The sequence below is a fragment of the Streptomyces antnestii genome (genome assembly GCF_004005495.1).
Classification (GTDB): domain Bacteria; phylum Actinomycetota; class Actinomycetes; order Streptomycetales; family Streptomycetaceae; genus Streptomyces; species Streptomyces antnestii.
Genome location: NZ_RZYA01000002.1, coordinates 205,589 through 217,861, shown reverse-complemented (window position 1 = coordinate 217,861; position 12,273 = coordinate 205,589). Strand labels below are relative to the sequence as shown.

14 protein-coding genes are annotated in these 12,273 nt (G+C 71.7%); 8 read left to right on the top strand and 6 right to left on the bottom strand.

Translation table 11 applies throughout. The annotated features are described in order from the left end of the window. Positions 1 to 16: 16 nt before the first annotated feature. Together EOT10_RS05770 and EOT10_RS05765 are read right to left on the bottom strand one after the other, a co-directional pair. Positions 17 to 1,240 carry an acyl-CoA dehydrogenase family protein gene (locus EOT10_RS05770; RefSeq protein WP_223280824.1) on the bottom strand — a complete coding sequence of 408 codons (1,224 nt, stop codon included), beginning with the start codon at positions 1,238 to 1,240 and terminating at the stop codon, positions 17 to 19. An 88-nt stretch (positions 1,241 to 1,328) separates the two neighbouring features. Next, positions 1,329 to 1,949, bottom strand: a complete 621-nt coding sequence (locus tag EOT10_RS05765; protein WP_223280823.1) for an HAD family hydrolase — start codon at positions 1,947 to 1,949, stop codon at positions 1,329 to 1,331. 280 nt (positions 1,950 to 2,229) lie between these two features. On the opposite strand from EOT10_RS05765, the gene EOT10_RS05760 reads away from it, so the two are divergent. From EOT10_RS05760 to EOT10_RS05740, 5 genes are all read left to right on the top strand, one after another. Further along, positions 2,230 to 2,748 (top strand): hypothetical protein, encoded by a 519-nt coding sequence (locus tag EOT10_RS05760; protein WP_127826951.1) that lies wholly within the window; start codon positions 2,230 to 2,232, stop codon positions 2,746 to 2,748. 138 nt (positions 2,749 to 2,886) lie between these two features. Beyond that, a complete protein-coding gene (locus EOT10_RS05755; protein WP_127826950.1) occupies positions 2,887 to 3,390 on the top strand; it encodes an Lrp/AsnC family transcriptional regulator in 504 nt (167 codons plus the stop codon). Positions 3,391 to 3,518: 128 nt separating this feature from the next. Then, positions 3,519 to 4,331 carry a dimethylargininase gene (ddaH, locus tag EOT10_RS05750; protein WP_223280822.1) on the top strand — a complete coding sequence of 271 codons (813 nt, stop codon included), beginning with the start codon at positions 3,519 to 3,521 and terminating at the stop codon, positions 4,329 to 4,331. Next, on the top strand, positions 4,328 to 5,551 hold the full coding sequence (rocD, locus tag EOT10_RS05745) for an ornithine--oxo-acid transaminase (protein WP_127826949.1): 1,224 nt from the start codon (positions 4,328 to 4,330) through the stop codon (positions 5,549 to 5,551). The genes ddaH and rocD overlap by 4 nt, the downstream gene beginning before the upstream one ends. Positions 5,552 to 5,659: 108 nt before the next feature. Further along, a complete protein-coding gene (locus tag EOT10_RS05740) occupies positions 5,660 to 6,016 on the top strand; it encodes a zinc-binding dehydrogenase (protein ID WP_223280821.1) in 357 nt (118 codons plus the stop codon). A 66-nt stretch (positions 6,017 to 6,082) separates the two neighbouring features. On the opposite strand, the gene EOT10_RS05735 is transcribed toward EOT10_RS05740, so the two are convergent. The 3 genes from EOT10_RS05735 to EOT10_RS05725 form a co-directional block, all read right to left on the bottom strand. Further along, entirely contained in the window at positions 6,083 to 7,138 is a 1,056-nt protein-coding gene (locus tag EOT10_RS05735) for an LLM class flavin-dependent oxidoreductase (protein ID WP_127826947.1), read from the bottom strand. Next, on the bottom strand, positions 7,138 to 7,674 hold the full coding sequence (locus EOT10_RS05730; RefSeq protein ID WP_127826946.1) for an SRPBCC family protein: 537 nt from the start codon (positions 7,672 to 7,674) through the stop codon (positions 7,138 to 7,140). Before EOT10_RS05730 ends, EOT10_RS05735 begins: the two co-directional genes overlap by 1 nt. A gap of 125 nt (positions 7,675 to 7,799) precedes the next feature. After that, entirely contained in the window at positions 7,800 to 8,297 is a 498-nt protein-coding gene (locus EOT10_RS05725) for a winged helix-turn-helix transcriptional regulator (protein ID WP_127826945.1), read from the bottom strand. A 197-nt stretch (positions 8,298 to 8,494) separates the two neighbouring features. Here EOT10_RS05725 and EOT10_RS05720 point away from each other — a divergent pair, with 197 nt between their 5' ends. Beyond that, the gene (locus tag EOT10_RS05720) at positions 8,495 to 9,364 is read left to right on the top strand and encodes an AAA family ATPase (protein ID WP_127826944.1); all 870 of its coding nucleotides are present in this window, start codon (positions 8,495 to 8,497) and stop codon (positions 9,362 to 9,364) included. Further along, positions 9,361 to 10,803 (top strand): VWA domain-containing protein, encoded by a 1,443-nt coding sequence (locus EOT10_RS05715; RefSeq protein ID WP_127826943.1) that lies wholly within the window; start codon positions 9,361 to 9,363, stop codon positions 10,801 to 10,803. Before EOT10_RS05720 ends, EOT10_RS05715 begins: the two co-directional genes overlap by 4 nt. Positions 10,804 to 10,854: 51 nt before the next feature. Here the strand turns inward: EOT10_RS05715 and EOT10_RS05710 are convergent, their stop codons facing one another. After that, positions 10,855 to 11,514 carry a TOPRIM nucleotidyl transferase/hydrolase domain-containing protein gene (locus EOT10_RS05710; RefSeq protein WP_431313259.1) on the bottom strand — a complete coding sequence of 220 codons (660 nt, stop codon included), beginning with the start codon at positions 11,512 to 11,514 and terminating at the stop codon, positions 10,855 to 10,857. 80 nt (positions 11,515 to 11,594) lie between these two features. Here EOT10_RS05710 and EOT10_RS05705 point away from each other — a divergent pair, with 80 nt between their 5' ends. Further along, positions 11,595 to 12,233: an alpha-ketoglutarate-dependent dioxygenase AlkB gene (locus tag EOT10_RS05705; protein ID WP_127826942.1), complete on the top strand. Its 639-nt coding sequence runs from the start codon at positions 11,595 to 11,597 to the stop codon at positions 12,231 to 12,233. Positions 12,234 to 12,273: the final 40 nt, after the last annotated feature.

The following is a 12,273-nucleotide window of genomic DNA, read 5'->3' as shown; positions in this document are numbered from 1 at the left end:
CTCCGGTGCCGGACCGTCAGCGGGTGCGGCCCCACTGCGGTTCCCTGCGGCGCAGTTCCCGCATCGCGATGGTGCGCTTGTGCACCTCGTCGGGGCCGTCGGCGAGACGGAGGGTGCGCAGGTGCGCGTACATGCTGGCGAGCGGAAAGTCGTTGCTGACCCCGCCTCCGCCGTGCACCTGGATGGCGCGGTCGACGACCTTCAGGGCGACCTGCGGCGCGGCGACCTTGATGGCCGCGATCTCTGTGCGCGCGTGCCGGTTCCCGACGGTGTCCATGAGGTGGGCGGCCTTGAGGGTGAGCAGCCGGGCCATGTCGATCTCGATGCGGGACTCGGCGATCCAGTCCTGGATGTTGGCCCGGTTCGCGACGGGCTCACCGAACGTCGTACGCGACTGCGCGCGGTCGATCATCAGGTCGAGGGCGCGCTCTGCCATGCCGATCGCGCGCATGCAGTGATGGATGCGGCCGGGGCCGAGACGTGCCTGGCTGATCATGAAGCCGTCGCCCTCTCCGGCGAGCAGCGCGGTCACCGGCACCCTGACGTCCTCGAAGACGACCTCGGCGTGACCCTCCCGGTCCTGGTAGCCGAAGACCGGGAGGTTGCGCAGGACCGTGACGCCGGGGGTGTCGACGGGCACCACCATCATGCTCTGCTGACGGTGCGTCGCGGCCTCGGGTTCGGTCTTGCCCATCACGATGAGCACCTTGCAGTTCGCGTGCAGGGCGTTCGAGGTCCACCACTTGCGTCCGTTGAGGACGTAGTCGTCGCCGTCGCGCTCCATCCGGAGCTGGATGTTGGTGGCGTCGGAGCTGGCCACGGCGGGTTCGGTCATGGCGAAGGCGGACGCTATCTCGCCGTCGAGGAGCGGCCGCAGCCACTTCTCCTTGTGCTCCTCGGTGCCGAAGAGGGTGAGAACCTCCATGTTGCCGGTGTCCGGCGCGTTGCAGTTGGTGGCCTCGGGGGCCAAGTGGGCGCTGCGGCCCATGATTTCGGCGAGTGGGGCGTACTCGAGGTTGGTGAGGCCCGGACCCCACTCGGGGTGCGGGTGGAAGAGGTTCCACAGCCCGCGCTTCTTCGCGTCGGCCTTGAGGTCTTCGAGGACGGGCGGGTGGAAGTGCGGATCGCCGGACGCGGCCATCTGCGCCTCGTAGACCGCCTCCGCCGGGTAGACGCGCTCGTCCATGAAGGCGAGCAGCTTCTCCTGGTACTCCTTGGCCCTGTCGGTCAGTTCGAACACGCGGGTTCTCCTCACGGGGGTTGGATTTTCGGGGGCGGTGAGCCGGCGCGACAGGGAGCCGGGCTCGTCGCGCGTGCCCGGCGGCATGTCACACGCGCAGCAGGTTCCGCAGTTCCTCGGCGGTCGTGGCCGCCTCACGGTGGACGATCCCGGCGAGGCCGGCCCGTCGTGCCGCGACGATGTTGTGTTCGAGGTCGTCGACCATGACCGTCTCCTCGGGCCGGGTGCCGAGTCGCTCGCACGCGACGGCGTAGGCCCGCCGGGACGGTTTGCGTACGCCGATGTCGCCGGAGATCACCACGGCGTCGAACATGGACTCCAGATCGAAGCCGGCGTAGCAATCGTCGCCCAGGGAGTTCGAGAGCAGCCCCACGGGACGCCCCGCGCCGCGCACCTCGGCGACGAGGTCGAGCATCGCCTGGTCCGGGCGCAGTTCCTGCTGCATACGGGACAGGAGTCCGGCCCCCTGGATGTCGGCGCCGTGTGCCCGCAGCCGCTCGGCGAAGCCGTCCTCGAACTCCCGCTGGCCGAGCCGTCCCTCCTCGTGCGCGACGAGCAGCGCGCCGGACTGTTCGTCCTTGGCGAGCAGGCGGAGGGGCAGCCGTGGGTCGACGCCGAGCGCGGCGCCGAAGGCTTCGAACGCCTCGTACACGCTGGTGGTCAGCACTCCCCCGAAGTCGAAGAGGACGGCGCTGATTCGGGTGCTCAAGACACGGCCTCCTGCCGGCGCCGCATCTCTGGGATCCGGCGCGCGTGGTGGGAACCCCGTCGGCGGGACGCCGGAACGGTGGCTGGTTCGGGAAGCATCCGCAACGTACCTGAACCTGGACTCAACTTCAATAAAGCGCCGCCCCACTCCACCGCGTAGCTTCACGCTCCAGAGCGCGGGCGAAACCGGGACATGCCACGCGTGTCGCCTCGGTCCAGCGTGCGGACGGGGGTGACAGTGGCCGCACCACCGGCCCCGGACGCCACCCGAGGAACGCGCCATGACCACCCGCCACCCCCTCCGCGGCCTGAGCCGCGTCGCCGCCCGGCCCAACGTGCTGTTCGGCGGCGTCTACGGCGCCGTCCTCGCGAGTTCGATGGTCGCGGCGCTCACCCAGTACGGCCGGGCGTCGCGCGCGGACCGCATGTACGACGCCCAGTGGCTCCTGATCACCGCGGCCGCCTCGGCCCTGGCCCACGGCTACGCGCACCTCATCGCCCGGCGCGGCGACGAGACCCACCACGGGGCGGTCGCCGCGGTGCGCGCGCTCGCCGAGGAGTGGCCGCTCCTCCTCGCCACCGTGCCCACGCTCGTGATGCTCTTCGGAGCCGGCCTCGGCTGGTGGAACTACGCGGGCATCGAGTACGTGGCCCTCGGCTTCAACGTCGCCCTGCTCTTCGCCTGGGGCCTCACGGCGGCGCGCGTCAGTGGCCGCACCTGGGCGAGATCGCTCCTGCTCGGGGTCGGTGACTCACTGCTCGGCCTGATCGTCGTGGTCGCCAACGCCCTGATCAAATAGCCCCCCGGCCGAGCAGGAGGGTGGAAGCCGCTGGATACCGTACGGCTGACCGGGCGCGCGTCGCAGCGGCGCCCGGGAGCGCCGTAGCCGTGGCGCCGCCCTGCGCCTCCACGACCAGCACGAGAAGGACCACCGGCCATGAACAGCAAGCACGTGGCGTTCGACGATCTCGACCGCAAGATCGTCGCGGCGCTCATCGCGAACGCCAGGACGAGTTTCGCGGAGATCGGCGCGGCCATCGGCCTGTCCGCCACGGCGGTCAAGCGGCGCGCCGACCGGCTGCGGGAGAACGACGTGATCACCGGCTACACGGCGACGGTCCGGCCGGCCGCGCTCGGCTGGAGCACCGAGGCGTTCGTCGAGGTGTACTGCGACGGCGCGGCGCCGCCCCGCCGGCTCGCGGAGGTCGTGCGCAACCATCCGGAGATCACCTCGGCGATGACCGTGACGGGTGGCGCCGACGCGTTGCTGCACGTCAGGGCCACGGACGTGGGCCACTTCGAGGAAGTCCTGGAGCGGATCAGGGCCGAGCCGTTCATCCGCAAGACGATCAGTTACATGGTCCTGTCCCACCTGCTGCCGGACAGCGCGGAGGCCGGCGCCCGTGAGGCGGCCCCCGACGACGCAGCGAACCTTCACTGACCAGGCGATCTACGCAGCATTCCTGCGGGGGCACGCAACTAAATGTCCTTGTCGAGCGCGACCGCCGCTTCTTACCGTTGGGGGACACCCCTGGTCGTCGTCCCGCAAGGAAGCGGAGGTACCCGTCTGTGTCCAGGCGCTATCTGGTCTGCGAACCCCGATACTTCGACGTTCGCTACGCGATCAACCCGTGGATGCGGGAAGACGTGCGGGTCGACACCGCGCTGGCCCTCGCGCAGTGGCGGAACCTGATCGGGACCTACCGCGAGCACGGCCACACGGTCGAGACCGTGGAGCCGGTCCCGGGCCTGCCGGACATGGTCTTCGCCGCGAACTCGGCGCTCGTCGTGGGCGGCCGCGTGCTCGGCTCGAACTTCCACGCCGAGCAGCGGCGCCCGGAGTCCGCCGAGTACGAGACGTGGTTCAAGGCCGCGGGCTACGACGTGCACCGCCCTGAGTCGGTCTGCGAGGGCGAGGGCGATCTCGTCCCCGTGGGGCGCTACGTCCTCGCGGGCACCGGGTTCCGCACGTCGCGGGCCGCGCACGACGAGGCGCAGGAGTTCTTCGGCGTACCCGTCGTCGGACTGCGCCTGGTGGACCCGTACTTCTATCACCTGGACACCGCCCTGTTCGCCCTCAACGACCCCGCGGACGACGGGAACGACGGGAACATCGCCTACTACCCCGACGCCTTCTCCGCAGGGAGCCGCGAGGTACTGGCGCACCTCTTCCCGAACGCCGTCCTCGCCACCCGCGACGACGCCATGGCCTTCGGCCTCAACTCCGTCTCCGACGGGCGCCACGTCTTCGTGGCCCCGCAGGCGACCGGCCTCGTCGCCCAGCTCGAAGAGCGTGGTTACGTCCCCGTCCCCGTCGACCTGTCCGAGTTCCACAAGGCCGGCGGAGGCATCAAGTGCTGCACCCAGGAGATCCGTTCATGACCGTCGCCCCCGTCCGGACCGCCCGTTCGTCGGCCGAGCTGATCAGCGCCGAGGCGCCGGTGCTCGCGCACAACTACCACCCCCTGCCCGTGGTCGTCGCCCGTGCCGAGGGCACCTGGGTCGAGGACGTCGAGGGCCGCCGCTACCTCGACCTCCTCGCCGGCTACTCGGCGCTCAACTTCGGCCACCGCCACCCGGCCCTGATCGAGGCCGCCCACCGTCAGCTCGACCAGCTCACGCTCACGTCGCGTGCCTTCCACAACGACCGCCTGGCCGGCTTCGCCGAGGGCCTCGCGGAGCTGACCGGCCTCGACATGGTGCTCCCGATGAACACGGGCGCCGAGGCCGTGGAGAGCGCCGTCAAGGTCGCCCGCAAGTGGGCGTACGAGGTCAAGGGCGTCCCGGCGGACCGGGCGACGATCGTCGTGGCCGACGGCAACTTCCACGGCCGCACGACCACCATCGTCAGCTTCTCCACCGACGAGTCGGCCCGCGCCGGGTTCGGGCCCTTCACGCCGGGCTTCCGCGTCGTCCCGTACAACGACCTGGCGGCGCTGGAAGCGGCGATCGACGAGACGACGGCCGCCGTCCTGCTCGAACCCATCCAGGGCGAGGCCGGGGTCGTCATCCCGGACGACGGCTATCTCACCGGCGTGCGTGACCTGACCCGGCGGGCGGGCTGCCTGTTCATCGCCGACGAGATCCAGTCGGGCCTCGGCCGCACGGGCCGTACCCTCGCCGTCGACCACGAGTCCGTACGCCCCGACATGCTGCTGCTCGGCAAGGCGCTCGGCGGCGGCATCGTGCCGGTGTCCGCGGTCGTCGCGGGCCGGGACGTCCTCGGGGTGCTGCGGCCCGGCGAGCATGGCTCCACGTTCGGCGGGAACCCGCTGTCCGCGGCGGTCGGCTCCGCCGTCGTCGACCTGCTGGCCACCGGCGAGTTCCAGCGCCGGGCGGCGGACCTGGGCGAGGTGCTGCGCAACGGCCTCGAAGCCCTCACCGGCAAGGGTGTCACGGGCTTCCGGGCCCGGGGGCTGTGGGCGGGCGTCGACATCGACCCGGCCATCGGCACGGGCCGCCGGATCAGCGAACTCCTCCTGGCCGAAGGCGTGTTGGTCAAGGACACGCATGGCTCGACGATCCGCCTGGCCCCGCCCCTGACGATCACCCGCGAAGAGCTGGAGTCGGCGCTCGCCGCGCTGGGGAGGGTGCTCGGGTAGCCGGTCACACGGACGGCGGGGCCGGGCGATACGCGACGGACCGCCCGGCCCTGCCCCGTCCAGGATCAGTCCATGCGCCCGGCCGTGTGGAGGGCCACCGTACGGCCCTTGACCACCAGCGTCGGCCGTGGGTACCGGCTTCGCGCCCCTGGGGGCGTGCTGGTGAGCTACGCGTTCTCGGGCAGGCCGGGCCGGATGGTCGCGGACACCGTACGGGGCGCGGCCCGGGTCAAGTTGATGAACCTGCGGCCCGGGCGGCGCGCGGCACTGAGCATGGTTCCCAACGAGCTGAGCGCGGACCACACCTGGTACCGCGAGAGCCTGCGGCGTCTGCTGGCCATGGCGGCCGACGGGTCGATCGACACGGCGGTGGGCGCCGTCCGCCCCCTGACGGAAGCGGCGGATGTCCACCGCGCCCTGGAGCGCCGCGAGTTGACGGGAAAGGCCGTCCTGACCCCCGCCTGACCGCCCCGCGCATCCCCACGCCCCGCGCATCCCCACGCCCCGCGCATCCCCACGCCCCGCGCGTCCTCACACCCCGCGCCCCACGTCCCGTACGAGGTCCAGCGCCCTGCCCAGCGTGGTGAGGCGGGCCTCCAGTGTGTCGCCGGCCGGGTAGAGGCGGACCGTGTCGACGCCCGCGGCGCTCCAGACCCGCAGGCGTTCGCGGATCACGGGTTCGGTGCCGATGAGGGTGGTGGCCAGGACCATGTCGTCGGTGACCAGTTCCGCGGCGCCGTCGCGGTCGCCCGCCTGCCAGCGGGCGCGGACCTCGGCCGCCGTGTCGGCCCAGCCCTGCCTGCTGTAGGCGTTGTTGTAGTAGTTGGTGGTCGCGGATCCCATGCCGCCCAGGCTGAAGGCCAGTTCCTTCTTGCGGCCCGCGACCATCGCGCGCAGCGCGTCCTCGTCGTCGGCGAACGCCACCTCGGCGCCCTGGCAGACGTCCAGGTCGGACCGCTTACGGCCGGCCGCGGCGAGCCCGGCGTCCAGATGGTCGAAGTAGGCCCCCTGCGCGCCCTCGGGCACGAAGCTCGTGCCGAGCCAGCCGTCCGCGATCTCGCCGGTCAGCCGCAGCATCTTGGGCGAGAGCGTGGCCAGATAGATGGGCAGGTCGTACTCGGCGCGCATCGACAGGCGCATCGGCTTCGCCTCGCCGCCGGGAAGCGGGAGGGTGAACTCCCCTCCCTCGTAAGCGAGTTTCTCTCCCGCCACCGCCTGCCGGACGATCTCGACGGTCTCGCGCATACGGGTCAGGGGCCGCGCGAAGGGTACCCCGTGCAGCCCCTCGATCACCTGGGGTCCCGACGGGCCGAGTCCGAGCAGGAAGCGGCCTTCGGAGATGTTGGAGAGGGTGATCGCCGCGCGGGCGATCGCGGCCGGGGTGCGGGTGGCCAGCTGGATGATCCCGGAGCCGAGCAGCATCCTCTCCGTGCGCGCCGCCAGGTATCCGAGCGGCGAGGGGGCCTCCGAGCCCCATGCCTCGGCCACCCAGCAGATGTCCATCCCGAGCCGTTCGGCCTCGGTCACGAAGTCGACCGTCTCGCGCCAACTGCCGCCCGAGGCCTCGATCGTCGTGGAGGTACGCATCACTCGCCCCGCCCTTCCGGAGCGGGCCCGCCCTCGGCCAGGTCCTTGATCGCGTCGAGCGTGGCGGTGATGCTCCGCTCGAACTCCCTCAACCGCACGAACACGATCTTCTGCTCCTTCTCCGGCATCCGGTCGATCGCGTACGAGAGCCCGGAGCGGCCGGGGCCCAGCTGCATCCACTGGGCAAGCTCGGTGCCGCCGTCGTCGAGCGGTGTCAGGGTGAACTTCCATAGGGAGCTCGGATGTTCGGGGTCCTCGACCGCCCAGGCGAACACGCGGGGCGCCTCGCACCGGACGACGTACGAGGTGGTCTGCCACTCCCCCAGCGACTCGTGCTTGCTGCGTCCGGCGAACCGCGCGCCGAGCGTGGGGCCCGCCGCCCCGTCCAGCCAGTCGACCGACTGGAGTTCGGCGCTGAGCGTGGGCATCAGATTGATGTCGGAGACGAACTCCCACACCCGGTCCGGCGACGCCAGGACCCTTCTGCGGACCTCGACCGTCGGTTTGTCGGCGTAGCGCGCGCCCGTCCACTCCATTGCCGGTTACCTCTCCGTCTGCGGAAGTTCACTGTGCCGGGTCCGTAGAAAGCGGCCCTGACCATGAGAGTTGCGTAGATAGACTCACTCGTCAAGAGGGTCGACAGGGGCCGGACCACGGGAGGTCAGCCGGCGAAACGCGCCTTGATGTCAGGGCGTTCGGCCAGCCGGGGCGGATAACCCGGGCCGAGACGGGGCCGCGTGTTCTCGGCCGTCATCGGCTCCTTGCACTCGCTGCACACGACCTCGGCGTGGCCCTCCTGGCCGCACCGGTCGTGGTGGAACACGACGGGCGGTCCGGCCTCCTCCGCGAGCCAGCGGTCGCCCCACCTGTTCATGGCGGCGAGCACGCCGAAGAAGTCGCGTCCCATGTCCGTGAGGACGTAGTCGTAGCGGACGGGTTCCTGCTGATAGGCCCGCTTCTCCATGAGCCCCTCGTCCACGAGGCGCCGGAGCCGGTCAGCCAGGGTGTTGCGCGCGATGCCGAGCTCCTCCTGGAACACGTCGAACCGCTTGATCCCGTAGAACGCCTCACGCAGGACGAGCGGCGTCCACCAGTCGCCGAGCAGGTCCATGGTGCGGGCGATGGAGCAGGGCCAGTTGGCAAAGGAGGTCCGCCTCATACCGACAGCATACGAGGGTCTCGCATTGAGACCCAGCAGTTCGGGCCCACGAGGAGAGGCCGGTTCGGGCGTTCCGTACGGCTGTGGCACGTGACCTACGACGCAAACTCCGCGTCCCTGTTGTGGAGCCCGTCACGGAACTGGTCCAGTGGCCGGGACAGTCGGCGCGCAGCGCCGCACGAGGAGGGGGTTCACGCATGACGTCCGGGTACTTCACGTCCGTCGACGATGTGTCCGCGCGGCTCGCCGCGACGGGCTACCTGGCGTCCCCCGCGGTGGCCACCACCGTCTTCCTCGCCGACCGCCTCGGCAAGCCGCTCCTCGTCGAGGGCCCCGCGGGCGTCGGCAAGACCGAACTGGCCAAGGCGGTCGCCGAGGTCGCGGGCGCCACCCTCGTGCGGCTCCAGTGCTACGAGGGCGTGGACGAGTCCCGCGCGCTGTACGAGTGGAACCACGCCAAGCAGCTCCTGCGCATCACGGCGGGCCGCGACGAGTCGTGGGACGAGACCCGTACGGACATCTTCAGCGAGGAGTTCCTGCTGCCGCGCCCGCTGCTGACGGCGATCCGTGGCAGTGACCCGAAGGTGCTGCTCATCGACGAGACCGACAAGGCCGACGTCGAGGTGGAGGGCCTGCTTCTGGAGGTGCTCAGCGACTTCCAGGTCACGGTGCCCGAGCTCGGCACGATCAGCGCGACGCGCCGCCCGTTCACCGTCCTCACCTCCAACGCGAGCCGCGAGCTGTCCGAGGCGCTGCGCCGCCGCTGCCTGTTCCTCCATATCGGCTTCCCCGAGGAGGAGTTGGAGCGCCGGATCGTACGGCTCAAGGTGCCGGGTCTCGACGAGGCGCTGGCGCAGGCCGTGGTGCGGGTGGTCGGCGCGCTGCGTGCGATGGACCTGCGGAAGGTGCCGTCGGTCGCGGAGACCATCGACTGGGCCCGCACGCTCCTCGCCCTCGGCGCCGGAACCCTCGACGAGGAGGTCGTTCGCGACACCCTCGGCGTCGTCCTCAAGCATCAGGAGGACGTGCTGAAGGCGGCGGCCAAGCTGGACCTGGACGCCGTGTGACCGCGCCCGCGGCGGGTGTTCCGGAGCGGCTCACCGCCCTCGTACAGGCGCTGCGCTCGCACGGCGTGCGGATCGGCACCGGCGAGACCGTCGACGCGGGGCTCGCCGTCGAGGCGCTCGGCCTGACCGACCGCGAGCACCTGCGGGAGGGACTGGCGGCGGCTCTGCTGCACAGCGAGGGGCAGCGGGCGGTCTTCGACCCCGTCTTCGAGCTGTACTTTCCCCGGAGTGTCGGCGCCCCGCAGGACACCCGGCACGAGCCGGGCGCCCGGCGTGCGTGGCGGGACTCCGACACGGCCGACCTGCGCGAGCGGCTCGCCGCGGCCCTCGCCGCCAACGACCAGGAACTGCTGGACCAGTTGGCGGCCGAGGCGGTGGACGGCCTCGGCGGCTACGGCACGGCGAACGGGGCCGGCGGCTCGGGAGGGTCCGGAGGATCGGGTCCGTCGGACCGCTCGGACGGCTGGTCCTCGCACCAGACGCTCGCCCGGCTGCGGCCGGAGACCCTGCTCGCCCGGATCCTGGCCGGGATCCGGGCCGGGGCCACCGTTGACGACGAGTTCACCGACCGGCTCCAGGCGGACGAGATCCGCCGCCGCATCCAGGCGTTCCGCGAGCGCGTGGCGACCGAGGCGCGGCGTCGCGTCGCCGAGCGTCGCGGCACCGACGAGATCGCCCGCCGTGCGATCGCACCGACCGCCGACCGTGTGGACTTCCTCATCGCGGGGCGCGCCCAGCTGGACGAGCTGCGCCGGGCGGTTCAGCCCCTGGCCCGCAAGCTGGCCACCCGCCTCGCCTCCCGCCGGCGCCGGGCCGCGCGCGGACGGATCGACCTGCGCCGCACGCTCCGCGGCTCCCTGTCGACGGGCGGCGTCCCGATGCGCCCCGTCCTGCGCCGTCGCCGTCCCGCCCGTCCCGAACTGGTCCTCCTGTGCGATGTGTCCGGCTCGGTCGCGGGGTTCGCCAACTTCACGATGCTGCTGGTGCAGGCGCTGCACGACCAGTTCAGCAAGGTGCGGGTGTTCGCCTTCGTCAACCGCGTCGACGAGGTGACCGACCTCATCGGCCGCGACGCGGCCGGGCCGGAGGGACTCAGCGCGCGCATCCTCTCGGCGGCGGCCGTGACCGGCTGGCACGGAAGCAGCGACTACGGCACGTCACTGGGCGAGTTCGCCGAGCGGTACGCGGACGCGGTCGGCCCGCGCAGCACGGTGTTCGTCCTGGGCGACGCCCGTACGAACATGAGCGACCCCAACACGGGGGCGCTGCGGGACATCGCGGCCCGCGCGCGCAAGGTGTACTGGCTCAACCCCGAGCGGCGCGCGCTGTGGGACACCGGCGACTCGGCGGCCGACACGTACGCGGAGATCGTCGAGATGCATGAATGCCGCAACGCCCAGCAGCTGAGCGCGCTGATCGCGCGGCTGCTGCCCGTGTGAGCGGGCGGTCATGACGTGGGCGATCACGTCACAGCGGGGCCGGGCAGGGCCTCAGACGTGCGCCAGGAGCTTGTCCAGGGGGAGCGGCACCCGGTCGAGGTCGAGCCGCCCGACGAGGGCGCGGGCGTACTGCGCCTTGCGGCCCTTGTGGGTGCCCATGAACCTGTGCAGCTGCCGGTCCACGCCCCGGTCCCGCTGCGCCGGCTGCTTCTGGAACGTGCGGAAGGACCTCAAGTCGCCCTCCACGTCGAGGACTTCCTGCACGGTGTCCACGCCGAGGCAGCGGATCAGCTCGTCCTCCAGGTCCGCGACACACACATAGAAGCCGAGCTCCTCCATGTCCGCGTGGGTGAGGTGGGAGCGTGGCCCGGTCCGTTCCAGGACGCTCCGGAAGTAGTGCTCCTCCCCCGCGTCGCACAGTCCGGCGACCGGGACGTCGAGCCCGTCCGGCCCGCACACGGCGAGGAACCTCCCGATGCTCATCGCCCCGCCCAGCGGCAGCACCGCGACGCCCTCCGCGTCGAGTCCACGTCCGCGGCGCCGGGCCAGTGCCTCGACGGCGACCAGGTCGCTCTCCCCCTCGACCAGGACGGCCGTGCGCACACCGGCTGCGGCCGCCAGCTCCCGGGCCTCGCCGGCCGCGGGCCCGTTCTCCCCTCCACGCGCCGCCCATACCCCGGCCGCCCGACGGAAACGCCTCATCTCGTCCACAAGCCCAGTCTCGCAGGACGTGGTGTGTTCACGTCCAGCCGATTAGCTCACACGTTCGAATAAAGGGGTACGCTGTCCGCATGGCAACGCACATGCTCCAGGGGTCCCTGTTCGACCAGAGTGACGACGTGCGACTGCGCCCCCTCGACGGTGCGGCCGGGGTCCGCAGGACCGTGCTCGGCGACGGCGCCTGGATCGACCTGCTCCCGGGCTGGCTGAGCGGCGCGGACACGCTGTACGAACAGCTGGCCGCCGACGTCCCGTGGAAGGCCGAGCGGCGGCAGATGTACGAGCGGGTCGTGGACGTACCGCGGCTGCTCGCCTTCTACCGCGCGGGCGAACCCCTGCCGCACCCCGTCCTCGACGAGGCGCGACAGGCCCTGTCGGCGCACTACGCCGCCGAGCTCGGCGAACCCTTCACCACGGCCGGCCTCTGCCACTACCGCGACGGGCGGGACAGTGTCGCCTGGCACGGTGACCGCATCGGCCGGGGCGCCCGCGAGGACACCATGGTCGCCATCCTCTCGGTGGGCACTCCACGCGACCTGCTGCTGCGCCCGCGCGGCGGGGGCGACGTGGTCCGGCGGCCACTGGGGCACGGAGACCTCGTCGTCATGGGCGGTTCCTGCCAGCGGACCTGGGAGCACGCCGTCCCGAAGACGACACGGGCGACGGGCGGCCGCATCAGCGTCCAGTTCCGGCCGAACGGGGTGCAGTGATCGTGCGTGGCACGTGAACCAACGGGAAGCAATGGGGCGG